The sequence below is a fragment of the Sphaerobacter sp. genome (assembly GCF_019683595.1).
Lineage (GTDB): Bacteria > Chloroflexota > Chloroflexia > Thermomicrobiales > Thermomicrobiaceae > Sphaerobacter.
Genome location: NZ_JADGHZ010000002.1, coordinates 40,955 through 66,705 on the forward strand (window position 1 = coordinate 40,955; position 25,751 = coordinate 66,705).

General features: G+C 65.9%; 19 protein-coding genes. All 19 read left to right on the plus strand.

Annotated elements, in window-relative coordinates:
- The first annotated feature begins 16 nt into the window (after positions 1 to 16).
- Positions 17 to 1,294 (plus strand): ATP-grasp domain-containing protein, encoded by a 1,278-nt coding sequence (locus tag IRZ30_RS00480; protein WP_294081790.1) that lies wholly within the window; start codon positions 17 to 19, stop codon positions 1,292 to 1,294.
- Between the two features lie 3 nt (positions 1,295 to 1,297).
- On the plus strand, positions 1,298 to 2,161 hold the full coding sequence (locus IRZ30_RS00485; RefSeq protein WP_294081792.1) for a phosphatidylserine decarboxylase: 864 nt from the start codon (positions 1,298 to 1,300) through the stop codon (positions 2,159 to 2,161).
- Between the two features lie 352 nt (positions 2,162 to 2,513).
- Positions 2,514 to 3,335, plus strand: coding sequence for a GNAT family N-acetyltransferase (locus IRZ30_RS00490; protein WP_294081794.1), 822 nt, complete (start codon positions 2,514 to 2,516; stop codon positions 3,333 to 3,335).
- Between the two features lie 130 nt (positions 3,336 to 3,465).
- The gene (locus IRZ30_RS00495; RefSeq protein WP_294081796.1) at positions 3,466 to 4,575 is read left to right on the plus strand and encodes a GNAT family N-acetyltransferase; all 1,110 of its coding nucleotides are present in this window, start codon (positions 3,466 to 3,468) and stop codon (positions 4,573 to 4,575) included.
- A 29-nt stretch (positions 4,576 to 4,604) separates the two neighbouring features.
- Positions 4,605 to 5,732 (plus strand): GNAT family N-acetyltransferase, encoded by a 1,128-nt coding sequence (locus IRZ30_RS00500; protein WP_294081797.1) that lies wholly within the window; start codon positions 4,605 to 4,607, stop codon positions 5,730 to 5,732.
- On the plus strand, positions 5,729 to 6,907 hold the full coding sequence (locus tag IRZ30_RS00505; RefSeq protein WP_294081799.1) for a GNAT family N-acetyltransferase: 1,179 nt from the start codon (positions 5,729 to 5,731) through the stop codon (positions 6,905 to 6,907). Before IRZ30_RS00500 ends, IRZ30_RS00505 begins: the two co-directional genes overlap by 4 nt.
- A gap of 489 nt (positions 6,908 to 7,396) precedes the next feature.
- Positions 7,397 to 9,031, plus strand: a complete 1,635-nt coding sequence (locus IRZ30_RS00510) for a polysaccharide biosynthesis tyrosine autokinase (RefSeq protein ID WP_294081800.1) — start codon at positions 7,397 to 7,399, stop codon at positions 9,029 to 9,031.
- Positions 9,032 to 9,102: 71 nt separating this feature from the next.
- Positions 9,103 to 9,828, plus strand: coding sequence for a sugar transferase (locus IRZ30_RS00515; RefSeq protein WP_294081801.1), 726 nt, complete (start codon positions 9,103 to 9,105; stop codon positions 9,826 to 9,828).
- A 32-nt stretch (positions 9,829 to 9,860) separates the two neighbouring features.
- The gene (locus IRZ30_RS00520; RefSeq protein ID WP_294081803.1) at positions 9,861 to 10,940 is read left to right on the plus strand and encodes a Gfo/Idh/MocA family oxidoreductase; all 1,080 of its coding nucleotides are present in this window, start codon (positions 9,861 to 9,863) and stop codon (positions 10,938 to 10,940) included.
- Positions 10,900 to 12,057 (plus strand): DegT/DnrJ/EryC1/StrS aminotransferase family protein, encoded by a 1,158-nt coding sequence (locus IRZ30_RS00525; protein ID WP_294081805.1) that lies wholly within the window; start codon positions 10,900 to 10,902, stop codon positions 12,055 to 12,057. Before IRZ30_RS00520 ends, IRZ30_RS00525 begins: the two co-directional genes overlap by 41 nt.
- 81 nt (positions 12,058 to 12,138) lie before the next feature.
- Entirely contained in the window at positions 12,139 to 13,698 is a 1,560-nt protein-coding gene (locus IRZ30_RS00530; RefSeq protein WP_294081807.1) for an O-antigen ligase, read from the plus strand.
- 6 nt (positions 13,699 to 13,704) lie between these two features.
- Positions 13,705 to 15,159, plus strand: coding sequence for a flippase (locus IRZ30_RS00535; protein WP_294081809.1), 1,455 nt, complete (start codon positions 13,705 to 13,707; stop codon positions 15,157 to 15,159).
- Positions 15,160 to 15,209: 50 nt separating this feature from the next.
- Positions 15,210 to 16,340, plus strand: coding sequence for a glycosyltransferase family 4 protein (locus IRZ30_RS00540; RefSeq protein ID WP_294081810.1), 1,131 nt, complete (start codon positions 15,210 to 15,212; stop codon positions 16,338 to 16,340).
- On the plus strand, positions 16,322 to 17,467 hold the full coding sequence (locus tag IRZ30_RS00545) for a hypothetical protein (protein ID WP_294081813.1): 1,146 nt from the start codon (positions 16,322 to 16,324) through the stop codon (positions 17,465 to 17,467). Before IRZ30_RS00540 ends, IRZ30_RS00545 begins: the two co-directional genes overlap by 19 nt.
- Positions 17,468 to 17,473: 6 nt before the next feature.
- Positions 17,474 to 18,703, plus strand: a complete 1,230-nt coding sequence (locus tag IRZ30_RS00550; protein WP_294081814.1) for a glycosyltransferase family 4 protein — start codon at positions 17,474 to 17,476, stop codon at positions 18,701 to 18,703.
- Positions 18,704 to 18,834: 131 nt separating this feature from the next.
- Positions 18,835 to 20,151 carry a UDP-glucose/GDP-mannose dehydrogenase family protein gene (locus IRZ30_RS00555; RefSeq protein ID WP_294081815.1) on the plus strand — a complete coding sequence of 439 codons (1,317 nt, stop codon included), beginning with the start codon at positions 18,835 to 18,837 and terminating at the stop codon, positions 20,149 to 20,151.
- Positions 20,152 to 20,283: 132 nt separating this feature from the next.
- Entirely contained in the window at positions 20,284 to 21,156 is an 873-nt protein-coding gene (locus IRZ30_RS00560; protein ID WP_294081817.1) for a heparin lyase I family protein, read from the plus strand.
- Between the two features lie 257 nt (positions 21,157 to 21,413).
- On the plus strand, positions 21,414 to 24,071 hold the full coding sequence (locus IRZ30_RS00565; RefSeq protein WP_294081819.1) for a glycosyltransferase: 2,658 nt from the start codon (positions 21,414 to 21,416) through the stop codon (positions 24,069 to 24,071).
- A gap of 859 nt (positions 24,072 to 24,930) precedes the next feature.
- A partial coding sequence (locus tag IRZ30_RS00570; protein ID WP_294081822.1) for a heparin lyase I family protein occupies positions 24,931 to 25,751 on the plus strand: 821 nt, incomplete at its 3' end.

The following is a 25,751-nucleotide window of genomic DNA, read 5'->3' on the forward strand; positions in this document are numbered from 1 at the left end:
GACCGAGCGCACCAGGTTGGACCAAACAGCAGCGGAACGGGGCGTTGCGAGCACCGTCGAACGACAGGCGGCGGATAATCCAGCGTACACCGAGCCACGCCGGAACCGATCTGCTGGACGACCGAACACCGAGACGGTCGGTGCCGTCGTGGTCGGCGGCAACTTCCCCGGGCTCGGCATTGTCCGGAGCCTCGGGCGTCGAGGCATCCCGGTGTGCGTCATCGACGACGAAATCTCCGTCAGCCGGGTCTCCCGGTACACCACGCACCACGTCCGCGTCCCCGACCTCCTCGACGAGCAGCGTGCGGTCGAGACGGTGCTCGACGTCGGACGGCGACTTGGGCTGGACGGCTGGATCCTCTACCCGACGCGCGACGAGAACGTCGCCGCGTTCGCACGCTACCGCGACCAGCTCAGCGCCCAGTACCGCGTGCCGAGCCCGGGCTGGGAAAGTGTGCAGTGGATCTGGGACAAGCGCCGGACCTACGAGATGGCCGGCCAGCTCGGCATCCCGGCACCGCGCACCTGGTGCCCTCGGGACGTTGCGGAGCTCGATGAGCTGAACGTCGAGCTGCCGGTCGCGATCAAGCCGGCCATCAAGGAGCACTTCATCTACGCGACGAAGGCTAAAGCCTGGCGCGCGGACACGCGCGAGGAGCTGCGCGAGAAGTTCCAGCAGGCCGCGGCGCTGGTCGGGCCCGGCGAAGCGATGGTGCAGGAACTCATACCGGGAGACGGGCGCCACCAATTCGCCTACTGTGCCTTCTACAAGGATGGACAGGCGATCGGCAGTATGGTCGCCCAGCGCCGGCGCCAGCACCCGCCGGAGTTCGGCCGGGCAAGCACCCTGGCCGAGACGGTCGATATCCCACTCCTCGAGGAGTTGTCCGAACGCTTTCTACGCCACGTCAACTTCTACGGGCTCGTGGAGATGGAGTATAAGCTCGACCCGCGCGACGGGCAGTACAAGCTCCTCGACATCAACGCACGCGCCTGGGGCTACCACACCCTGGGGCAACGGGCAGGCGTCGACTTCCCGTACCTCCTGTACGCCGATCAGGTTGGACTCCCGGTCGAGCCCTGCCGGGCCCAACCGGGGATCCGATGGATCCGGCTGGTGACCGACTTGCCGACCGGTGCCGTCGAGATCAAGGACGGGACGCTCTCCTTGCGCTCGTATCTGCGCTCGCTGCGCGGCATCCACATCGAGTCGGTCTTCGCACGCGAGGATCCCCTTCCCGGGATCTTCGAACTCGCGTTGATCCCGTACGAAGCCATCAAGCGGGGGTTCTAGAACATGATCTACCACCTCGTGGCCGGAGGCCTCGCTGCCCTCGGCACCGCGCTCGCATTGGCCTGGAAGTGGCAGCTCGGCATGCGCCGCACCGCGGCGGCCGTCACCGTACTGGCGACCGTGTCGGCCGCCCTCGTGACCGCGCTGGGCAATGTCCTCGCGCTCAATGGACGCGTTCGCACCGTGCTCACCACGGCGTCGACGCTCACCGGGGCCTTCTCCGTGCTCGCCTACCGTTTCTACCGCGACCCGGAGCGCGTGGCCCCCAACCGCGACGATGTCATTGTGAGCCCGGCCGACGGAACGGTCCTCTACATCCACCGGTCGTCGAACGGCGAACTGCCGATCGCCACCAAACAGGGCCGGAGCTACACCCTGCGAGAACTGACAGGAACCCCGCTCCAGATGCAACACGCCATCGTCATCGGCATCGGCATGAGCTTCCTGGACGTGCACGTGAACCGCGCGCCGATCGCGGGCCGCATCGTGTCGCTGCAACGCTTCCCCGGTCTCTTCGGCTCGCTGCGGGATCCGCACATGATCTTCGCCAACGAGCGCGTCACGACGGTCATCGAGAACGGCAACCTCCAGATTGCCGTCGTGCAAATCGCGTCGCGTCTGGTTCGCCAGATCGCCTCGTTCGTCAGAGAGGGCCAGGACGTCGCCTTGGGACAGCGCATCGGTGTGATCCGGCTCGGCTCGCAGGTCGACCTGGTGCTGCCGGCGGTCGAGGGGCTGCGCGTGAACGTCCGGCCAGGCGACCACGTCACCGCTGGGGAGTCGATCCTCTGCACCCTCGACAGGAGGGGACTTCAAACGGTCGACGTCTCGCGCAGCGTGGAATTGGAGGAATCCCGTGTCGAGTAACCACCCTGCGTGGGATGATGTCGCGATAGCCAGCGCGGAGGGGCAGTACGGGTCCGCCGCGCAAGGGATGAAAGCGGACAACGATCCGGCAACACGGCTCCGCGTCGTGGAGATCGACGCCGAGACGGACCGGCGGTGGGCGGAATTCGTGACTGCCCATCCCGAAGGCCATCTGTATCATCACCCGGCCTGGTCACAAGTGATCGCAGAGACGTATGGCTACCGACCGGCTCATCTCGCCTGCGAAGACGCAGCCGGGAACCTGCACGGCGTCTTGCCGCTGTTCTCGCAGCGAGGGCTGCTCAGCGGACGGCGCCTGGTTTCCCTGCCGCACACTCCAGTGTGTGGTCCGTTGACAACCAGCCGCGCAGCGACGGCCGCCCTCCTCCGCGCCGCGGTGGAACGTGCCGGAGCCGACGGACACCAGGGGCTCCTGATCAAGGCGGACGCGCCGGACCTGAGCACCGACATCCCCGGGCTGGTGCCGGTCCAGTGGGATCCAACCTACATCGTGGACCTGCCCAGTCCGCCGCAGCCACCCGCCTTCAGTTCGGCTCGGCATCGCGAGCGGATCAAACGGGCGGTCAAGAAGGCGCTCAAGAATGGGGTGGTCACGCGGGAGGTGCAAACGCGCGACGAGCTGCGCGACTGGTATCACCTGTACCTCACGACCATGCGTCGCCTCGGCGTGCCTCCGCGGTCGTTCCGCTTCTTCACCGTGGCCTGGGAGCGGCTCAGACCACTGGGGCTGATGTCGGTCCTCCTGGCCGAGCTCCCCACGTCGAACGGTACGCAGATGCTCGGTGGATGCGTCTACTTTGCCTGTGCTCGGACAACGTTGTTCGCCTTCACCGGCTATCGTCAGGACGCACTCTCCCTGCGGCCGAACGATCTGATCCAATGGACGGCCATCCACACCGCCTGGGAGCGAGGACACCATCGGTTCGACCTGGGCGAAGTGGAACCAGGAGACGACGGTTTGGCGCGCTACAAGTTGAAGTGGGGCGCGGAGCCGCGGCCTCTCTACCGCTACTTCTACCCCGCTCCCAAGGACGTCGTCATGGACGTCGTCGCGTCCCGAGGGCGAGTACGGGCTGCCGCGCAAGCTACGTGGCGGATCCTGCCCCTCGCGGTCACACAGCAGCTCGGAGAGTGGATCTACCAATACCTGTGAGTCAGGGGGTTGTCTGCGGTCCAGGGGACCGCGTTACCCGCGTGGACCCCGCTCCGGTCAAACGGGCGCGCTCATTCCATTGGGCGAGGCCGCTGCAACGTCGCCCCGGGGTTGGGGAAGGAGATTGTGGATGCAACCGGTCATTGAGCACAGCCCTGTCAGGGCACGATCGCTTCGGGTGAGGCTCGTCGATCCGACCACCGATCCCCGGTGGGCCGAGTTCGTGACGTCCCACCCGGACGGGCTGGCATTCCACCATCCTGCGTGGCTTGCCACGCTGGCCGACACCTTCGGCTTCGCACCCTTTCACCTCGCCTGCGAGGACGAGCGCGGCACGGTGCACGGAGTGCTGCCGCTCGTGTACCGACGCGGACTGCTCCGCGGCCGTCAACTGTGGTCGTTGCCGTACACACCCCTCGCCGGCCCCCTGGCCCGGAGCCGGGCGGCCTTAGGGGCCTTGGTGCATGCCGCGGTGGACCTGGCCGAGCAGGCCGCCGGGCAGCGCCTACAGCTTCATTCCGACCTGCCGGATCTGACCGTCCGCGATGTGTCGTTCCTGCGCGTCGACTGGTATCCGAACTACGTCATCGACCTGTCAGATCGGTCGGAGGCCCCTCGATTTTCCAAGTCCCGGCGCCGGGGAATCGCCAAGGCGGTCCGCGCCGGGGTCCAGGTGCGCGACGCCGATCGTGTCAGCGACGTCCACGCGTGGTACGACCTCTACGTCCGGACGCTCCGCCGCCTGGGCCACCCGCCTCTCCCGCTCACACTCTTCGAGGCGGCCTGGACCCACATGCGGTCGCAGGGGTTGCTCCGCCTGCTCCTGGCGGAGCGGGTTGCGGGTGGACGCACGGAGCTCCTTGCCGGCGCCGTCGTGCTCCATGGGACCACCACGGTGACCGATCAGTACACCGCCGACCGCCTGGACGCCCGCCAGTACCACCCGAGCGATATGATCCTCGGCCAGGCGATTTACCAAGCATGGGAGGCCGGTTATCGACGCTACGACCTGGGCAGTGTTGCTCCCGACCAGACTGGCCTCCGACAGTTCAAGGAGGTATGGGGCGCCCGCCCACGCCCGCTCTATCGCTACTTCTACCCGCCCTCCGACTGGGGCACCCGCCTGTCTAGGCCGCGCTCACGCACTCAGGGACAGGCCGGGCTTGCCGCTGCATGCTGGCGACGAGTGCCGCTCGCGGCGACGAGGCCCCTCGGTCGCTGGATCCATCAGTACCTGTAGTGTGCGAGAGTGGTGAAGGGCTGGACATCATGAGCATCGACTACCGCCTGGAAACACCCCTCATACGGGAACAATTGCGGGTCACACTGGTCGACCACACGGCCGACTCGCGAGTGGCCTCATTCGTTGAGTCCCACCCAGACGGTCTTCCCTTTCACCACCCGGCGTGGCTCCAAACATTGGTCGACACATACGGATACCGCGCGGTCGCGTTGGCCTGCGAGGACGACCAGGGGAACCTGCACGGCTTCCTGCCGCTCGTGTACCGCCATGGGTGGCTTCGCGGGAAGGCGCTGTGGTCACTCCCGCACACGCCGCTGGCCGGCCCACTGGCTACCAGCGATGCGGCTGCCACCGCCCTGGTGCAGGCGGCAGTCGAGTTAGCCGAACGCGAGGTAGGGCAGCGCCTGCAGTTCAAGACGCTGGGTCCGGACCTCAATCAGCGCGCTCCGACCTTGCAGCGGGTGGAATGGTACCCGACGTACGTGATTCCGCTGCCGGACCGCACAGGCCCATTACGGATCGGCGCCCCTGGATACCACCAGGACATCCGGCGCGGGGTGAGGAAGGCCACGGAATACGGTCTCCGGGCACGGGAGGGTAAGAGCATCGACGACCTGCATGCATGGTACCGGCTCTACCTCGCAGGCATGCGCCAAAAGATGTCGCCCCCCAACCCGTTCCGTTTCTTCGAAGCTGCCTGGCACCACCTGCACCCGCGGGGATTCCTGCGACTCATTCTAATCGAACAGCGATCGGGAGGCTCATCCGAGTTGGTCGGCGGAGCGATCACCGTCCTGGTATCGCAGACGGCGGTCGGCGAGGGTATCGGTCAGCGTGACGGCACGAGCACGCTCCACCTCCACGATCTCCTGTACTGGGAGTCGCTCCACATCGCGTGGGAGGCGGGTTGTCGTTCCTTCGACCTGGGAAACGTGCCGACCGGTCAAGAGGGCTTGGCGCGTTACAAGCGGAAGTGGGGCGGCGTGCCACATCCTGTCTACCGCTACTTCTACCCCGCGAGCCCGCAGAACGCCCGGCTCCCCAGCCCCACCTCGCTCCAGCAGCGGATGGGGCGGCTGGGTCAGGCGGGCTGGCGCCGCGTGCCACTCGCCGCGACAGCATGGATCGGGTCGGTGGTCACGCACTACCTGTGAGCATCACCCAGCGGCGGCACCGGACGGGAGACAGTGAGGGGTTGGATGGTATGGCAACTGAATCAGTCCCGCGAACCGAACATCGTTCCGGCGGACTCCGCGTCAATCTCGTCGACCCCACGGCGGACCCCCGCTGGGCGGCATTCGTATCGGCACATCCGGACGGGCTGGCCTTCCACCACCCCGCCTGGCTCGCCACCCTGGCCGACACCTTCGGCTACCCCCCTGCTCATCTCGCCTGCGAAGACGACCAGGGCAGACTGCATGGGGTGCTGCCGCTGGTCTACCGCCGCGGCCTGATACGCGGCCGCCAGCTCTGGTCACTCCCCTGCACGGCCGTGGCCGGTCCGCTCACCACCAGTGCCGAAGCGGCCGAGGCCCTGATCCAGGCGGCGATCAGGCTGGCCCAGGAACCGCCCGCCCACCGGCTGGTACTTCACTCGATGGTGCCGGACCTCGATCCGGGAGGCACCGTTCTCTCCAGGGTCGAGGGCATCCCGACCTACGTGATCGATCTTCCGGAGCGCACGGAGCCGCTCCGGGTTGGGGCTGCCGGCAAGCACAGCGTCATCAAACGCGGGGTGAAAAAGGCACATGAATATGGCTTGCGGCTGCGAGAAGCCGAGCGCTTCGAGGACCTGGTCGCGTGGTATCGCCTGTACGTGGGAACGATGCAAGAGAAAGAATCCCCGCCTCTCCCCTTCCGCCTGTTTGATGCAGCCTGGCACTACCTGCGCCCGGAAGGAATGCTGCAGCTCCTCGTGGTCGACCAGCCGAGAGGAAACGGGACGGAACTCATCGGGGGCGAGATTCTGCTGCTCAATTCGCAGACCGTTCTTGGCGAGTACCTCGCCCGCAGCCCCATCTCGAGGCAGCTTCACGGTCACGACCTGATCCAATGGCACATCGTCCATTCGAGCTGGGACGCGGGATATCGTCGCATCGACCTCGGCGACGCCCATCCGGAGAGCGGTCTGGCACGGTACAAGCGCAAGTGGGGCGGACAGCCACGGCCGATGTATCGCTACGTGGAACGTCGTCCGTCGACGACGCAGGCCGGCACCAGTGGCCCATCACGCGGAAGTAAGCTTCGGCAGTTGGCGAAGCCGGCGTGGCGCCGCATGCCACTCCCAGTCGCGGCGCGTGCAGGGGCCCTCGTCTACCGCTACGCCTAGCCGGTTCCCCTTCCACCCAGGGCCGCACGAGCTCGGACCACCGTGCGGTTCCGCGCGGAGTTCGCCATGTCTGAACGCGGCTCTAATGAGTTCCCTGCCGCTAACCCTCAGTAACATTACTGTTATCGACTCCACGCACAACGTAAGGGTCCCTGTTAATCGGCCCAGACCATACTGACATACGGAAACTCCGGTCGATGGTCGGGAGTTGCGTCGGTCGGTGGAGAAGTCACGACGCCGACCCGATCAGCACGTAGCGCGCGACTGGAGCTGCGCGGGTCACTGTCCCCCGCCCAACGGTCCATTCGGCGCGGACGTACGCTGCACTCCGCCGCAGCGGCCACGTCACCCTCACCGGCGCTCACCGCGCGAGGTAGGCCGGTGAACCGAATGGGCGCGACAGGGACGGTCACAGTCTGGGAGCTGCCCCAACCTCGACGGAGACCGACGGAGTATCGCGCGGCAGCTTCCCTAGACGAGAGTGGTGGAATGGAACTACGCGCCTACGCGGCCATCCTGTGCCGCCGGAAGTGGATCGTTCTCCTCACGGTTCTGACAGCATTGGGAGTCGCGGTCGCCGCAAACCGGATCATCGCGCCTGTCTACGTCGCGACTGCGACGGCTCGGGTCTCGGTCACGTCGGGCTCGATCGACTACGTGATTCGGGATCCCACCTATACGGACCGCCTGCTCAACACCTATCTGACGCTCGTCACCAGTCACTCCGTGCGCGAGCAGGTGGCGAAAGAACTGAATCTCAATACGCTGCCGGAAATCTCCGGGACCGCCCCGGCGAACTCGGAACTCCTGCATGTCAGCGCCTCCCACCGCGACCCGGCCATGGCTGCCGCGATCGCCAACGCCGCCACCGCGGCACTGGCCGCTCAGGTGGAAACCGCCCAGCAGTCGAACCCAGAGTCCGCCCAGGCACTGGGAGAGGATTTCGCGGCGGCCCAGCAGGCCCTGCTCGATGCACGGCTCAAGTACGAGTCGCTGGCATCGGATCCACAGGCGGACCCGAACGATGTCGCTTCCGCGCGGATCGAGCTCGACCTGCGGCAGCAGGAATACAGCTCCCTGCAGACACAATATGACCGCGCTCGAGTGACCGAGGCGACTCGCCGCGACACGATCGTTCTGGCGGACCCGGCCGTACCACCGGAGAGCCCGAGCTCGCCGAACCAGTTGCTGAACCTGGCCCTTGGTCTCGGCGCCGGGCTCGTCGGTGCCATCGGGCTCGCGTTCCTCTTCGAGAATCTGGACGATCGGCTCTACACGACTGGGGCCATCCGTCGCGCGGCACGCGTACCGATCCTCGCGGTGATCCCGCGTTCCGGGCGACGTGCCCGCATCTTGTTGGTCTCTGCTAACGCTCGCCTGCTCGAAGCGTTCCGCTGGCTGCGGACCAATCTGCTTTATCAGAGCGCACGGCAACCGCTCAAGACGATCGTGATCACCAGCTCCCAACGCGGCGAGGGGCGTTCCACCGTGACGGCCAATCTCGCCTTCGTACTCGCCGGGGCGAACCGCCGCGTGATCATCATCGACGCCGACCTGCGCTCGCCGCGACAGCACCAGTTCTTCGGGTTGTCGAACCACTGTGGGCTCACCAGCGTGCTGCGCGACGAGGCATCGGTGGCTGACGCGCTCCAGACGACCACCATCCCTCGGATCCAGGTACTGACCAGCGGCCCCGAGCCGTCGTATCCGCCGGAACTGCTCGGCTCGGAGCGGATGCGTCAGCTCCTGACCGAGCTGCGAGCGACGGCGGACTTGATCCTGCTCGATGCGCCACCGCTTGAACAGGTGGCGGATGCAGCGATTCTGGCCGGGATCGTCGACGGCGTCATTCTCGTGGTCCAGAGCGGGCGCGCCCGCGAAGGGGCCGTCGTCGCCGCCATCCGCAAGCTCGACACGCTTCAGGCGCGCGTGGTCGGGGTCGTGGCCAACCAGGCCGACGCTGACGACGGCGAGCCGGCGGAGAGCTACGACGCAGTCCCAACCGCTCGTCTGATCACGCATGAGAACCCGACACCAGTGGCTGTCCGAAACGGGCGGCCTTCGCGGCTGCGCCAGCGGTTCGCGGAGGCCGAGTCAGAGTCGTCTCTGCGTGGTGATGAGTGAGCATGGCACGCGCTCAACGTCACTGGCGGGAATCCCAGAGCACCGGGCTGCGCCTAGGGAAGGACAGGGTCATGATGCAAGCCCAGCAGGCGGTGGAGATCCCAAGGGCCGTGGTTACGCACGTCGATCAACGGCGCCTGCGCTACTACGCCACCAAGCGCTGCATCGACGTCGTCCTGTCCAGCGCAGCTCTGGTGCTGCTGTCGCCGGTGATGCTGGTGATCGCGCTGGCGATCAAACTGGACTCTCGCGGACCGGTGATCTTCGCTCACGAACGGGTAGGCGCACGGATGCGGCGTCGTGGAACGACCGTCGCCTGGGAGATCCGGCCGTTCCGGTTCTACAAGTTCCGCTCGATGGTGCACAACGCGGACGAATCGCTCCATCGGGCACACATCGCCGCCTACGCAAGCGGGCAGGTGCAACGCGGACCCGGCAAGGGTGGCTTCAAGCTCACTGGCGACCCCCGGATCACCCGGGTCGGACGCTTCCTGCGGGCCACCAGCCTCGACGAACTGCCGCAACTCGTCAACGTGCTCAAGGGCGACATGAGTCTCGTCGGGCCACGGCCGGTGCCGCCCTATGAGGTCGAGCACTACGAGTCGTGGCACTTCGAGCGGCTGGCAGCACTGCCCGGAATCACCGGGTTGTGGCAGGTCACCGGCCGCTGCGCGCTCACCTTCGACGAGATGATCGCGCTCGACCTTGAGTACGTGCGGAACCAGTCAACGGTGCTGGACCTCAAGATCTTGGCCCGGACCGTTCCGGCGGTGCTCCGGGGCACCGGAGCTGGATAGTCGACGCACGAGCTATGGGAGGACGGAGGGACATGGCTGAACAAATAGGCATCGCGGTCCTCGGCTGCGGCTACTGGGGCGTCAACTACGTCCGGGTCTTCAACGAGATCCCAGAGACACGCGTAGTCGTAGCCTGCGACCAGCGGCCCGAGCGGGTGCGCGAGATCGCTCAGCGGTACCCCGGTATCGCCGTGACCACGGATGTGGCCGACGCCCTCGCCATGCCGGGTGTCGATGCCGTGGTGGTCTGCACCGAGGCGACCTCACATCATCGCGTGGCCCGCGAGTGTTTCCGCGCCGGGAAACACGTCCTCATCGAAAAGCCGATCGCGACGACGAGCCAGGACGCCGAGGACCTGATCGCGGCGGCCAATGCCCGCAAGTTGACCCTCATGGTCGGGCACACCTTCCTCTACAACGCGGGCGTGCAACGCGTGAAGGAGTACATCGACCGGAAAGAGGTCGGCCGGATCTATTACCTGTACGCGCGCCGCACCAACCTCGGCCCGATCCGGAAAGATGTCAACGCGCTCTGGGATCTCGCGCCGCACGACATCTCCATCTTCAACTACTTCATGGATTCCGCTCCGCTGTGGGTCAGCGCGGTCGGCTCCCGGGCTCTGCGTAACGGTCGCGAGGACGTTGGCTTCATCGTCCTCGGGTACCCCGACAACGTGCTCGGCCAGATCCATGTGAGCTGGGCTGATCCCCACAAGGTTCGCGAAGTGGTGGTCGTCGGGAGCGACAAGCGGATCGTCTTCAACGACCTCCAGACCATGGAGCAAGTGCGCGTCTTTGAGAAAGGCGTTGCCCCGTTGATGCAGAACGGGGAGGGCATCGGCGGAGACCAGCTTGTGGTGCGCGACGGCGACATCATCAGCCCCAGCATCCAGCCCCGGGAACCGCTCAAGACCCTCGCTGCCCACTTTGCTGAGTGCGTGATCCACGGCCGCCGGCCGCTCACGGACGGCCCCGCCGGGCGGGATGTCGTGCGTGTTCTCGAGGCAGTGGATAAGTCGATGGCCATGCGTGGCACGCCGGTCGAACTCACGAACACGAAGGAGTCGCTCTATGTCTACCCTGCAGAGTCAGCGTCGCATCCCCTTCGTTGACCTGGCCGCCCAGTACGACAGCATCGCGCCCGAGGTCGATGCGGCCATCGCGCGCGTGCTGCGCGGCACCGACTTCATCCTGGGCGCCGACGTCACCGCGTTCGAGCGCGAGTTCGCCGACTACTGCGAGATCGAGCACGCGGTCGGCGTCGACTCGGGTACGTCGGCCCTGGAGCTCGCGCTGCGGGCATTCAACATCGGGCCAGGGGACGAGGTGATCACCCAGGCGAACACGTTCGTCGCGACGGTGTTCGCGATCGCCTACACGGGGGCGACTCCGGTGCTCGTGGACGTCGATCCGAGCACCTACAACATGGATCCGGAGCTGCTCGAGCAGGCAATTACGCCGCGCACCAAGGCCATCTTGCCGGTCCACCTCTACGGCCAACCGGCCGACATGGACCCGATCGTGGAGATCGCCCGGCGCTACGGCCTCATCGTGATCGAGGACGCCTGCCAGGCACACGGTGCCCGCTACAAGGGCCGACGGGTCGGCACCTTCGGCCACGCTGCGGCCTTCAGCTTCTATCCCGCGAAGAACCTCGGTGCCTACGGAGACGGCGGCATGGTCGTTACGCCGGACGCCAAGGTGGCCGATACGGTGCGCCTCCTCGGCAACTACGGCCAGCGGGAGAAGTATCACCACCTGCAGTTGGGCTTCAATCGCCGGTTGGACACGCTCCAGGCGGCGGTGATGCGGGTCAAACTCCGCTACCTCGACGAATGGAACGCCGCACGGCGCCGTCACGCCGAACGGTATGCGGAGGTCTTGCCGGAGAACGTCGGCATCCCCTCGGTGCCGTCATATGCGGAACCGGTCTGGCACCTCTACGTGATCCGAGTGCCGAATCGGGACGCGCTCCGCGCCGCACTGGCTGAGCGCGGCATTGCGACGGGTATCCACTATCCGATCCCGATCCACCTGCTGCAAGCGTGCTCAGGGCTCGGCTACCGGCGCGGCGACTTTCCGGTCACCGAAGCTGTCGCTGATCAGATCCTGTCCCTCCCCATGTATCCGGAGCTGTCGGACGGCGCGATCGACTACGTCGCAGCAGCCATTCGCGATGTCCTGGAGCGAGACCAGCCCGCACCGGGGATCGCACGAACCGCTGACTGATCGCGACGCAGTCGCCCGTCAGGCGGAGTACGTGCCACCAACCGCCCGGACGGGTGCGGCGGTCGGCTGAGGAGCATGAGCGTGGCGAGTTGGAACCTCGTCCAACCCAAGTGGATCGACGAAGCGAGCCGGGGCGGTTTCGGCCATCTGGTCACGTCCTGGCCCGCGCAGTTGATCCTCGCGGCCGCCGTCGGGCTTGGGCTCGGCGGCGCCGCGATCGTCGTGACCGGGTCGAACAGTCGATTCGCCCCGCTGCTGCTCGCTGGGCTCCTGGCTCCGTTCATCGTGGCAGTTGTCGGGCGCGTGCGCTACGTGCTCCTGATCCTGTTGATCATCACCATCCCGACCGGCCCGGACATCTATCTGGGATACCGCGAAGCCATTGGGATGCTCGGCGGGATCGGCGGATGGAACATCTCGCTCGGAACCGTGGCCCTGGGAGGGTTGTACGCGCTCTGGATCGGGGCCGCGCTGACCGGGGTTGCGTACGCTCCACGCCCGGCGCTCCGCGAGGCGCGTCCGGTCTTCCTGTACCTGCTCCTGAACATCGTGTCGATCCTCTTCGCACGGGACGTTTTCGCGTCGCTGTTTGAGACGTTTTGGTTGATCCAGATCGTCCTGATGTTCCTTTATGTCGCGAGCACCGTGGAGACGCGGCGGGATGTCTACGTCATCCTGGCCGCGATGATGGCGGCGCTGGCGATCGAGAGCATCATCATGATCGGCGTGGCCGCGACCGGCGTCACCTTCGAAGTCGCGGGTATCTCGACGCGCGTGACCACCACGAGCGTCTACGCCGGCGGGTTTACCCGAGCAGCCGGCACGCTCGGCTCACCCAACGCTGCGGGCGCCTACCTTGCCTTCCTTCTCGCACCGGCGCTGTCGCTCACGATCTGTCACCTGCCGAAGCGATTGCGCTGGCTTGGCGGCGTCGCCTTTGCGCTGGGCACGGTCGCGCTCATTCTGACGCTCTCACGAGGCAGTCTCCTATCGTTCGGCATTGCCGTCATGGTGCTCACCGCGATTGGGCTGCATCGTCGGTGGTTTGCCGCGTCCACGATCGTCGCCATGGCCGCGGTCGGCATCGTGGTGGCCGTCATCTTCGGGCCAACGCTTGTCGCTCGCCTCTTCGGGGAAGACCACGGCGCGGCGGAAGCGCGTATCCCCCTGATGCAGATCGCCTTCCTGGTGATCGGCGACCATCCGCTCGGGGTGGGCCTGAACAACTTCACCGCCGTGCTGCCGGCATATGTCGGGCCCCAGTTTTCAACGCAATTCATTTACAGCGTCCACAACTACTACCTGACGATCTGGGCCGAGATCGGTCCGGTGGGGCTCGTGGCTTTCCTCTGGATCCTGGCCGCCGCCGTCCGTCGCGCATGGGCATGCGCTCACACGCTCGGTCCCGACCTCGCGCCGTTCGCGGTAGCGGTGTTCGGGTCCTTGCTCGGGGAGTCGGTGCACATGTTCGTCGACGTCTACAAGAGCTGGGCGCAACTCGACTCGCTGTTCCTGGTCGCGGGCCTCCTCATCGCCCTCACCAGGCTCGGCCGCGCGGATGTGGCTGGGCGGCCAGCGAACCGTTGGGTGCGCCTGCCCGCGTTTATCCCCGACTACCGCACCACTGGGGTAGGGGGGTAGCCGCCGATGTCCAGCACCTTCTCGATCAGCCTGCGCACCATCGCTCGTAATGCCGCCTCGGTGCTCGCCAGCGACGTGGTCACCCGGGCATCGACGTTCGTGCTCTACGCACTCGTTACCCGGCACCTGGGCCTGTTCCGCTTCGGTCAACTCTCGCTGGCGTTGAGCATCGTCTACACCGCCCAGGTCTTCGCGACGGCAGGGTTGAAGACGCTCATCATCCGCGAGGCCGCGAAGGATCGAACGAAGACGGCCCAGTACCTGGTGAACGGGGTCGCAATCGTCACGGGGGCAACGCTGATCTCGCTCGTGCTGCTCCTCGGCTTCGTCTGGATTATGGGCTACGGAGCCGACACCGCGCGGGTGATCTTGCTGCTCGCGCTGATCCTGTTTCCGTACACGATTTCAACGATCTGCGAGGCGCTCTTCCAGGCGGTGGAGCAGATGCACTTCATCGCCTACGTGAACATCCCGCTCAACCTGGCGAAGGCGGGGGGCGCATTCGTCCTGCTTCGTGCGGGCGGCGGAATCTATACGGTCGTCGCGATCTTGCTGCTGACGCAGGGAGCGATCGCCGCGTTCGAGCTGGCGCTTGTCGTCTCCCGTGTCACCCGGCCCAGGCTGCGGATCGATCTCGGCTTCATTCGCCGTGCCCTGAGCCAGACAGCGCCGTTCCTCGCCATCGACGTGCTCATCTCCCTGTGGGGCACGATCACGATCGTCATCTTGTCGTCCTTTCGGAGCGAATCAGACGTCGGGCTGCTCAGCGCCTCATCGCAACTGCTCACGCCGGTTGTGCTGCTCTACCAGAGCGTGGTTCTCAGCCTGTTCCCGGTGATGTGCCGCCGCTACGAAGCGGGCTTCGAGAGCCTCAAGCGGCTCTCCCAGCGCGTCACCGAGCTGCTGATGACGATCGGTCTGCCCATCGTCGTGGGGTTGTCGTTCCTCGCGGAGCGCATCCTGGTGCTCGTGTACGGCGGGCAGGACTTTGCCCTGGGCGCCGTCGTGCTCCGGATCGTTGTTTGGGAAGTCTTCCTCCGCGCGTACACGACGGCCCTCGGGCAGACCCTACTCGCCGGAGATCGCGAGCGCATCACCCTGAGCATCGTGGCGATCAACACCCTGGCCAACCTGGTCATCGGGGTGATCCTCATCAGCCAGTTCGGGCTGATCGGTGCAGCACTGACCATCGTGCTAACCCGTGGCGTCGGCGTGGTGCAGCACTACATCCAGGTCTCCCGCATCGCCGGCTCGGTCAACCTGCTCGCGCCTGTGCGCATACCCGCACTCGCCAGCCTGTGCATGGGGGTGTACCTGATCGTGTTCAGGCACCACGGGATCGTGATCACCATCGTCAGCGCGGCCTTGGTGTACGCGGCCGCGCTCGGCGCCCTGACGATTTGGTCCGCCGGCGGTGTCCGGCGCGTCCGCACCCACTATCGCTACCTGTGGTCGGAATGACTCGCACGACGCGGCCTGAGAGACAGCCGCTGGAGGAGGGCACACCACGCATGCGAGTGACCTTGATTTCCTACATCTCGGCGGAATACTGCATCCGCCTGGCCAGCGCCTTGGCGCAGGAGGCGGAGGTACAGCTCATCCTTCCGCGCGAGATCTCCGAACCACACCTGTCCCTGGTCAGCCCGAACGTCCGGTTCCTCGCTTTTGACAAGCCGCGGATGCGGCAACCGCTCCGGCAACTCGTCTCACTGCGCCATCTGCTCCGGGAGATCAATGACTTCCGCCCGGACGTGTTGCACCTGCAGCAGGGGCATCTGTGGTTCAACCTTGCCCTCCCCCTCCTGCGGCGCTATCCGCTCGTGCTCACCGTCCACGACGTTCGCCACCACCCGGGTGATCGCTCATCACAGAAGACCCCGCAGGCGGTCTTCGACTATGGGTTCCGTCGTGCGGCCCGCGTCATCGCTCACTGCGAACGCATGAAGCAGCAACTCGTGGACGAGTGCGGCTTGTCCAGTTCGCGGATCGATGTGATCCAGCGGGTGCTGGTGGGACACGATGAGATCAAGGACGTGGAACCGGCCGACACCAAGCGCATCCTGTTCTTCGGGCGAATCTGGGCCTACAAGGGGCTGGAGTACCTGATCCGTGCCGAGCCGCTGATCACCGCCAGGGTTCCGGATGCGCGCATCGTCATCGCCGGCGAGGGCGAGGACTTCACCCGCTACCGCCAGATGATGCAGAACCCCGACCACTTCGAGGTCCACAACCGATACGTCTCGCACGAGCAGCGGGCCGCGCTGTTCGCCGAGGCCAGCGTGGTGGTCCTTCCATACGTGGAGGCATCCCAGAGCGGCGTCGCGCCGCTTGCCTACATGGCCGGAAAGCCGGTCGTCGCCACCGACGTCGGCTGCCTCCCGGCTCTCGTTGAGGACGGCCGCACCGGCTATCTCGTCCCCCCGCGGGACGAGCGCGCTCTGGCCGATGCCGTCGTCCGCCTGCTCACCGATGCCCCGCTTCGTCACCGGATGGGGCAGGCCGGGCGCCGAAAGCTGGAGACCGAGTGCCACCCGGACGTCATCGCCAAGCAGACGCTCGCGGTCTACGACCGCGCGCTTGCCGACACGTCCGCTCGGTCGTCCCAGGGGAAGGAGGTCAAACCGTGGATCACTACGCTCTAGCTGCCGACAAGCTCTATCGGTACCTGGTGACCAACCACGGAGACGGCGGCGCGCTCGTCGGGCCCGATCCCGGGATCCGCTTCAACTACCGCATCGGCCGCTTTGTCAAGGGTTATCTGGGCTTCGTACGGTGGAACGATCAGTTGTACTACCTGCAGGGGCAGGCTTACTGGATCCTTGCGAACTGGATCCTGCACGAGCGCACCGGCGACGAATCGTACGCCCGAACAGCGATCGATTGTGCCGACAAGATCCTGGCACGCCAGCGACCCGACGGCGCCTGGGACTACCCGAACCCGGAGTGGGCCGGGAGGGTGGCGACCGTAGAGGGCACCTGGGCGAGCATCGGGCTCATCGAGACGTTCCGGCGCACGGGCGAGCAACGCCTGCTCGACGGCGCCCTCCGCTGGCACTCCTACCTCCACCGGGAGATCGGCTTCCAGCGCATTGGCGACGAAGTTGCCGTCAACTATTTTGCTCGCCGAACAGACGCGCGGGTTCCGAACAACAGCACGCTCTATCTCTATTTGCTCGGAGCACTCTGGGCGACGACGAAGGACCAGCGTTATCTCGATGAGACGCCCGGGCTGGTGACCTTCCTGGAGCGAGCACAGCTCTCCACCGGCGAGCTTCCTTACTCGGTGGACGGTCTGGAAGACACGCGCGGGCGCACACATTTCCAGTGCTACCAGTACAACGCGTTTGAGTGTCTCGACCTGATCCAGTACCACACGCTCACCGGTGACGATCGGGTCCTCCCGATTATCAGCAACGTTCTGCGGTTCCTGAGCGACGGAATCCGGGAGGACGGGCACGCGGCATACGCCTGCAACAGTGTCCAGCGCCGGGTCAGCTACCACACCGGAGCGCTGGCCGCCGCCTTCACCGAGGCCCGGCGGGTCGGGATCGACGACTACACCCCCCTGGCCCGCAAAGCGTACGCGTATCTCATCAGCCTGCAACGACCCGACGGCGGGTTCATCCACTCTCAACGCGACTACGGTGTGCTGCGCGATGTCCGCTCGTATCCACGCTACCTGGCGATGATCCTGTACCACCTGCTCATCGCCGAGGCGCTCACCGAGGACACCACGGGGAAGGAGGCAGCGTACGACTCCGTACGCTGAATGGCTATGCGGATTGCCGTCATCGCCTCGATGAAGCGAGGACTCGAACACTTCGTCTTTCGCGAGCTCATGTCGCTGGAGAAGCGGGGTCTGTCCATCAGCCTCTACCCGACGAAGCAGGGGCCGGGGCTCTACAACCCGAAGCCGGAGTGGGATGTCCTCCGCTGGCGGCCGCTGGCGGTGGTGGCGGCACAGCCGCGCTGCTTCCTTCGAGCGCCGGCGACCTACCTGCGCCTGCTCCGCGAAGCCGTTGCCATGCGCGCGATCGTCGACTTCCTGCTGGCCTGGTACTTCGCCCGGTCCATGACGGATGCCTCGGTGATCTACGCCACCTTTGGCGATCACAAGCTATTCGTCGGTTACTTCTGCAAGCGGATTCTCGGGCTCCCGCTGGTCGTGACGATTCACGCCTACGAGCTGTATCAGAACCCAAACCCGCGGCTGTTCCGCCGCGCCCTCGCGGCATGTGACCAGATCATCACCGTGACCGAGTACAACCGGGAGATTCTGGCGGAACGCTACGGCGTCGACCCGGAACGCGTCGCCGTCGTGCGCATCACGGTGGATACCGACCGCTACCGGCCGGCCGACAAGTTCGTGATCCTCATCGTCGCCTACTTCGTGGAGAAGAAGGGGCACGACGTCCTCTTCGAAGCCGTGCGCCGGCTGGGCCGCGACGACATTGAGGTCTGGGTCGTGGGCGACGTCGGCCCGGGGGAACCGGTGGTCGACGCCCGGGCGCTGGCGGCAAAGCGCGGCGTGGCATCCCAGGTGGTCTTCTTCGGCGCGCTGGGCGGCCAGGCACTGGAAGCCCTCTATCGGGCCTGCGACGTGTTCTGCCTGCCCAGCCACCACGATAGTCTCGGCGGCGCCGAGGGCTTCCCGACCGCCATCGCCGAGGCCATGGCCTTCGGCAAGCCGGTCATTTCGACCCGCCACGTCGAGATCCCGCGCATCCTCGACGAGATCCTCGTCGACGAGAAAGACCCCGAGGGACTCGCACGCGCGATCGACTACCTCTACCGCCATCCGGAAGAGCGTGCGCGCCTCGGGGAGAAGAACCGGCGGATCGCCGAAGAGCGCTTCTCACTGCGAAACACCGACAAGACCGCGGCGATCCTCGCCGGGCTCGCGTCCGCCAACAAGCCCGATACCGCCAACCCAGCGACATCAGTGGCTGAGGCCACGGCCAGGGAGCCATTCGCGGTCCCGGCATCGCGCGATCGCGGTCAGTAGGAGGAGAGCCATGGGTGGAATCTACCGCGTCTACCACGTCCGGCACCGCGGGGCAATCGACGACCCTCTGGTCGCCTCCGGACGGTCTACCAGTCTGACGATCCAGTCACGCGACTGCTAAGGAGGTCCCCATGAAGATCAGTGTGTTCGGCCTCGGCTACGTCGGCTGTGTCTCCGCCGCGTGCCTGGCCCACGACGGGCACCAGGTTGTCGGGGTCGACGTCAATTCGCAAAAGGTGGAAACCGTCGGCGCCGGACGGTCCCCGATCGTCGAGCCCGGGCTGGATGAGCTCGTGGCGGAGGGCGTTCGCTCCGGGAGACTCGTGACTACGACGAGCGCGCGCGAGGCGGTGGCCGCAAGCGATGTCAGCCTGATCTGCGTCGGCACGCCCAGCAACGGCAACGGCAGCCTGAGCCTGAAGTACGTCGAGAACGTGTGCCGGGAAATCGGCGACGCACTGCGTGACAAGCGCGGGTACCACGTCGTGGTCATGCGCAGCACCGTGCTGCCCGGCACGTGCAGGGAGCGGCTGATCCCCGTGATTGAGGAGTATTCGGGTCGGGACGCCGGGGATGGCTTTGGCGTCGCGATGAACCCTGAATTCCTGCGCGAGGGGAGTGCCATCAACGACTACTTCCACCCGAGCCAGATCGTCATCGGCGCGTTGGACGAGCGGAGCGGTGACATCACCGAAGCGCTCTACGACGGGATCGACGCACAGCGCGTACGCACCACCATTGAAACGGCTGAGACGGTCAAGTACGCCAGCAACGCCTTCCATGCCACGAAGGTGGCGTTTGCCAACGAGATCGGGCGCGTGTGCAAGGCGCACGGCGTCGACGGCTACGAGGTCATGAACATCCTGTGCATGGACCGGCGGCTCAACATCTCCCCGGCGTACCTCAAGCCGGGGTTTGCCTTCGGCGGGTCCTGCCTGCCGAAGGATCTCCGCGCCCTGCTGTACCGCGCCAAGGAGCACGATATCGACCTTCCGCTGCTGCGCGGCGCGCTTCAGAGTAACCAGGCACAAATCCAGCGGGGAATCGAGATGGTCGAGCGCACCGGGCGGAAGCGCGTTGGGGTCGTCGGCCTCACCTTCAAGGCCGGCACGGACGACGTCCGCGAGAGCCCGGTTGTGCCGCTGGTGGAGACCCTGACCGGCCGTGGCTATCAGGTTCGGGTCTATGACGACATCGTCGATCTCACCTGCCTGGTGGGTGCCAACCGGTCGTACCTGGAGCAGGAGCTGCCGCACATCGCGTCGATGTTGCGGTCGTCTCTGGAGGAGATGATGGAAGAAGTCGATGTGGTGGTCGTCGCCAATAACGGGCCTGCGGCAAAGCGGACCCCTGCGTTGTTGCGCGATGATCAAATCCTCATCGACCTTGCTGGCGGAGCTCGTGGCGCTCAGCTTGCAGATAATCAGTACGAAGGTATCGCTTGGTAGTGGCCAGAGCTGCGGCCGGGGGCAGCTCCGCCCCGGCCAGGTCCCTATCGTGGCCAGCCGTGGAGGAGATGGAGTCGCTCGCCAGTGCCTCCGGCGTGCGCTCGCATACAGGAGATAGAGAAGCTAGCCGCTATGGACACCAGCAGGCTGCGCACCATCGTCATGATCGCGCTCGTCGCTATCGCCTCAGGAGTGATCGGAGTGCTCATTGCTGATCAGATTCGCGGACCGACCCACCCGCCCCCTACGCCGGCGCCGACGGCTGCGGTGACACCCACGCCGGGAAGCACGGCGCTCCCCGGACCGGAGTCGGGCCCGCAGGGCCAGTTCGTCTGGGCGGCGGATCTGGAGTCGGGTGACCTCTCATCCTGGGAGGCTGATGGCTGCGGTGGTGAGTTCAATACCGGCAATGGGGAGGCTCGGGTGACCGATACCGTGGCACATAGCGGCCGCTATTCGGTCGAGCTGACGGTCGCCACCGACAACGGCGCCGATAATGCCACGCGTCTGATGCGCTGGTGCGAGCCATCCCAGCACGACGCGGCCTACTTCAGCGCCTGGTACTACTTCCCCCAGCAGGTCGATGTTTCGGCCGGCTGGTGGAATATCTTCCAGTTCAAGTCCCGGAGCGAGACCTCCAACGACCCATGGTGGATCCTCAATGTGGGGAACCGCCAGGACGGCACCATGTACGTCTACCTCCGCGACTGGATCCACGAGAAATCGTATGAGCAGAACGTCAAGGATCTGCCCGTCGGCCAGTGGGTTCACTTCGAGGTCTTCATGCGACGGGCACAGGATCCAACCGGAGAGATCATGGTCTGGCAAGACGGCACACTCTTGTTCCACATCACGAATGTCCAGACCAACTACGACAGCGGGCGGGTGTCGTGGGGCGTCAATAGCTACTCCAGCGGCCTCAACCCAAGCCCGACGGTGATCTACATCGACGATGTCGTGATGAGCACAACACCGGTCGGCAATGGGCAGTCCGCGGGCAACTGACGGCAACGGGTCCGGATCGACTCTTGACCACCCGGGTGCGACGTCGGGGCAGTTCACGCGACTGCCCCAGGTGCCCCGATGCCGGCGCTGTTGTGTCATCGCCCGCGCGACGTTGCGCCGGCCATCGATGACCGCGATCGGTGCGCATTCAGGCTCCCTCGAACCCGGATCGCGTCGATGGCGGGCTCAGATCTGACACCGGTGCTTTCGGCGCGATGGACGTGCCCGGGGCCGGTCCGACAACGAGAGGTGGAGCGGTGGTAGGACGTGGGAAGCGCCTGCGAACGATGATGGTGCTCGTCGGACTCGTCGCCGGGATCGCCGCCCTCACCAAGCGGCGGACGAGGCAAGAGAACCGAACCGAACCCGAAGCCGCAGGTACGAAACCCCGTAAACGCGTGCTGATGCTCCTGGAGAATGCCCGCTTTGAGGACGATCCCCGCGTCCGCAACGAGGCACGGGCGCTCACGGAGGCCGGCTACGACATCACGGTGATCTGCCCGGGCATGTGGGGCGACCCGATCCACGAAGTGCTGGACAACGTGCGCATCTATCGCTACTCGGCACCCCGCGACGGCAGCGGCACACTCGGATACCTGTTCGAGTACGGCTACTCGCTTGCTGCGATCGCGGTGCTCTCGCTGTATGTCCGCCTGCGACACGGGTTCGATTTCGTGCACGCGCACAACCCACCCGACGTGCTGGCTCTCATCGCCGCCGCCTACCGCCCGTTCGGGGCGCGTGTGATTTTTGACCACCATGACCTGGCCCCGGAGATGTATCTGGCCCGGTTTGGTGACTCAGGTCGCTCCTGGCTTTACCGCGCGCAGTCGCTTGCGGAGTTCCTCGCCTGCCGGCTGGCTCACCACGTCATCGCCAGCAACGAATCGTACAAGCGACGCGAGATGGAACTCAGCGGCATCCCGCCCGAGCGCATCACGGTGGTCCGGAACGGCCCCGACCCGGACCAGTGGAAGCCGGTCGATCCGGATCCGGACCTGCGCGCTCGCTCCAAGGCGATCATCGGCTACGCAGGGGTCATCGGCCAGCAAGACGGGGTCGACTACCTCCTGCGGGCACTCCACCACCTGGTGCACTCACTCGGCCGGCGCGACGCGTTCTGCGTCATCATCGGTGAAGGTGACGCGCGGCTCGATCTGATGCAGCTCGCCAGCGAGCTGGGCCTGGACGACCACGTGTGGTTCACCGGCTGGGTCCCGCACGAGGACTTCGTCCGCTACCTCTCAACCATCGACATCGGTGTCGTGCCGGACCCGTCCAACCCATTCACCGATCGTTCAACCATGCTCAAGCTGATGAATTACATGGCCTTCCACAAGCCTGTCGTGGCGTTCGACCTGCCGGAGCACCGCGCCTCGGGCGCCGACATCCCCGTCTACGTTCCCCCAAACGATGTGGCAGCGTTTGCGGAGGCGATCGCTTCCCTGATGGACGATCCCGACCGGCGGGCGGCACTCGGCGCCCGCGGGAGGGAGCGAGTGGAGCAGCACCTGGCTTGGCACTACTCGATTCCCCCCCTCCTGAGAGCCTACGAGTGCGCCGCCGGCGACGCACCGCAGGAGCGGGTGACGGGCGCAACACGAGAGCCAGGGTTCATCGCCGGAGCCCGCCGCGCGCTCGGCTCCTCCCGGATGATGCAACTCCAGTACTACGCCATCCGCGCCATGTCGCTCGGTACGCGGTACGGTCTGGGGACAGCTCGGGCCGAACGACGGCTGCTCGACTGCGTAGCCTTGCTGCAGCGGTACGACGGGCGACCCACGTTTGCCACGCCCGGCCGGGTGGTAGCCCGCAAGCCCGAGTTCTTCCGACGGATCCAGGACCTTGGAGCGGAGTTGGCGGTCCATGGTTATGACCACGTGGACTTCCGGCGGCTCGCTCCGGACGAGGCAGCAGCTCAATACCGGCAGGCCGTTCAGGCCTTCGAAGAGGCTGGACTCACGGTCGATGGCTTCCGCTGTCCCTACCTCAGCTTCAGCTCGGATCAGCACCCGGCGCTCCCCAATGGCGTCTTCCGATACAGCAGCAACCGCGCGCTATGGTGGGACGTGATTCCTTCAGCCAGACTCGACAACGCCACGCCCGTGATGACGCGACTCCTCGCCTCATACCAGCCGGAGTCGGCCGAGCGTAAACTCGCGCTTCCCTGGATGGAAGACGGGTTGCTCGAGATCCCCGTGTCGCTGCCGGAGGATCTCCAGCTCTACGACGGCCTCAGGCTTGGCCCGGAGGCAGTCGCCGACGTGTGGATTGCCATTCTGCAGCAGATCCATGCCCGTGGCGAGCTGTTCGTCCTCATGTTCCACCCGGAATTGTTCGACCGCTCCGCGACCGCGCTCGAGGCAGTCCTCCGGGAAGCGAGGGCACTGACCCCCCGCGTCTGGATCACCGACTTGCGTTCGATTAGCCAGTGGTGGGCCGAGAAAGCCGCCTTCAAGGCCGAGCTGCACGAGAGCGACGACCAACTGGAGATCCATTTCGACGCGACGGACCCGGCCACCGTCCTGGTGCGCAACCTCGACTGCCCCGGAACAAGCCGCCCGTGGTTCGGCAACTACCACATCCTGGAGAGCCGCTCGCTTCGACTCCCAGCGGGGCTGCGGCCGATCGTCGGCGTTGGGCCTGAGGCACCGAGCCACGCTGTGACCCTGCTGCGCGACCTCGGCTACATCGTCGACACCTCGCCGGCGGCGTCTCTCTGCACCGTCTTCCTTGACCAGGCGACCCTGGCCACGTTGCCGAGCGACGTTGCGCTGGTTGAGCACATCGAGAAACAGCGGGCGCCGCTCGTGCGCTTTGGGACATGGCCCAACGCCGCCAGGTGTGCTCTGAGCATTACCGGAGATGCAGACGCGTTGAGCTTGACCGATTATCTCGCGCGTGTGGCCAGGTGACAGAGCATGTATCGACGACTTGCGTGATCGCTTCTCCCTGATGGGGCGACATGGGCGAGTAAACGGCCGAAATCTCGTCTGCGCACTGCGTTGACAAGTGAAAAGCGTCATGCTAACTTGTGCCTGGTCAGCGGCTCAGTCGTAACTGTTGGGGGACAACGCAGTACGATTACGCCGCTGACAGAGAGGGATGCCGTACCGAATAGTCGAGGTGGGAGGGGGACCCCAGCTCGACGCCGAGGCACGGCACAGCGCAGACGACAGCGGTGTTGCACCGACGAGGTCTGCCGCAGTTGCTCAGCGCTCTGATTCGCCTCACGGAGCGGAAGGAGGTAACCGGCACGTAGCTAGCGCGAATGCGCCGTTGTCGTGCCGGCAGGAGCGGACTCATTGGGACGCACTTTTTGGGGAAGGGAAGCCTGGAGGCCATCGTAGCTCCGGCCTCGGGGCAGGGAATCGATGCAGCCGGTTGTAGGGGACGCCCGGCTGATCGTGACCACCAGGTTCCAACCAAGCGCAGCGCCGGGGCGCACCCGGCTTAGGCAGGATCGGCGACCGGAGTCTATCCGGGAGTCAGGTGGTGCCTGCGCACCAATAGGACGGGTCGTGACGCTGAGTCGCGCTCGATCCTATAGCCAGGCCATGCCTGTCGCTGCGTCACATAGGTAACCTGCGACCAGCGGGGACCGCAAGTCTGAGGCAACGCCTCAGGCCTTAACTCCCCGTGTGTCTCGAACATCCCTCCCTTCCCCGTTTCCCTGGCGATCTGTGAGGCCGCCACGCCAAGCGCGAGCCGAGCCCACGACACGGCGCTGCGTGACGAGCGGACGACCGTATCCGGGTCAAGGGAAGGGAAACGATGACTCATCGCTTGCCGCGACAGATCGTGTCGCTCGCGAGTATCGCGTTCGCAGCCATGCTGGCCCTGACCGGCGTGGTGATGAGCCAGCCGCACACCGCCGAGGCGGCCGGCGTCGTGTGGTCCACCGACTTCGAGTCCGGTAACCTGAACGCCTGGAGCGCAGGCGGTGGCGGAGGCATGTTCAACAGCGGCAATGGCAACGTCACCGTGACCACTGAGCGGGCCCACAGCGGATCCCGCTCGGCGAAGATGACCATCAACGCCACCGGGTCGGATACCGGCGCGCGTCTCCACCGCTGGGCGGAGCCGGATAGCATGAAGGGTGCGTACTACAGCGCCTGGTACTACTTCCCCCAGCGGGTGAGCGTCCAGGGCGGCTGGTGGAACATCTTCCAGTTCAAGTCGCGCACCTCGAGCCGCAACGATCCGTTCTGGATCCTGTACGTCGGCAACCGCTCCGACGGATCGATGTACGTCTACCTGCGCGACTGGATCCACAAGCGCTCGTACGAGCAGACGGTGGCTAACCTGCCTGTCGGCAAGTGGGTCCACCTGGAGGTCTACTACGAAGAGGCAAGCTCCAACTCCGGCCGCGTGACGGTGTGGCAGGATGGCCAGCAGCTCTTCGACCTCCGCAACGTGCAGACGGGCTACTCCGGCGGCCGCCTCACGTGGGGCGTGACGAACTACGCCTCGCGGCTGTCGCCGAGCCAAGCCACCATCTACGTTGACGATTGCGTCATCGCGACCGAGCGGCAGGGGCCGGGCCCCCCCCCCGCCCCCCCCCAGGCGCTTAAAAACAAAAACCCCCCCCCCCG

Coding starts and splice junctions, on each gene's coding strand:
- IRZ30_RS00485 (WP_294081792.1), top strand. CDS start 1,298: ATGATCTACCACCTCGTGGCCGGAGGCCTCGCTGCCCTCGGCACCGCG.
- IRZ30_RS00495 (WP_294081796.1), top strand. CDS start 3,466: ATGCAACCGGTCATTGAGCACAGCCCTGTCAGGGCACGATCGCTTCGG.
- IRZ30_RS00500 (WP_294081797.1), top strand. CDS start 4,605: ATGAGCATCGACTACCGCCTGGAAACACCCCTCATACGGGAACAATTG.
- IRZ30_RS00510 (WP_294081800.1), top strand. CDS start 7,397: ATGGAACTACGCGCCTACGCGGCCATCCTGTGCCGCCGGAAGTGGATC.
- IRZ30_RS00515 (WP_294081801.1), top strand. CDS start 9,103: ATGATGCAAGCCCAGCAGGCGGTGGAGATCCCAAGGGCCGTGGTTACG.
- IRZ30_RS00520 (WP_294081803.1), top strand. CDS start 9,861: ATGGCTGAACAAATAGGCATCGCGGTCCTCGGCTGCGGCTACTGGGGC.
- IRZ30_RS00525 (WP_294081805.1), top strand. CDS start 10,900: ATGTCTACCCTGCAGAGTCAGCGTCGCATCCCCTTCGTTGACCTGGCC.
- IRZ30_RS00535 (WP_294081809.1), top strand. CDS start 13,705: ATGTCCAGCACCTTCTCGATCAGCCTGCGCACCATCGCTCGTAATGCC.
- IRZ30_RS00540 (WP_294081810.1), top strand. CDS start 15,210: ATGCGAGTGACCTTGATTTCCTACATCTCGGCGGAATACTGCATCCGC.
- IRZ30_RS00550 (WP_294081814.1), top strand. CDS start 17,474: ATGCGGATTGCCGTCATCGCCTCGATGAAGCGAGGACTCGAACACTTC.
- IRZ30_RS00555 (WP_294081815.1), top strand. CDS start 18,835: ATGAAGATCAGTGTGTTCGGCCTCGGCTACGTCGGCTGTGTCTCCGCC.
- IRZ30_RS00560 (WP_294081817.1), top strand. CDS start 20,284: ATGGACACCAGCAGGCTGCGCACCATCGTCATGATCGCGCTCGTCGCT.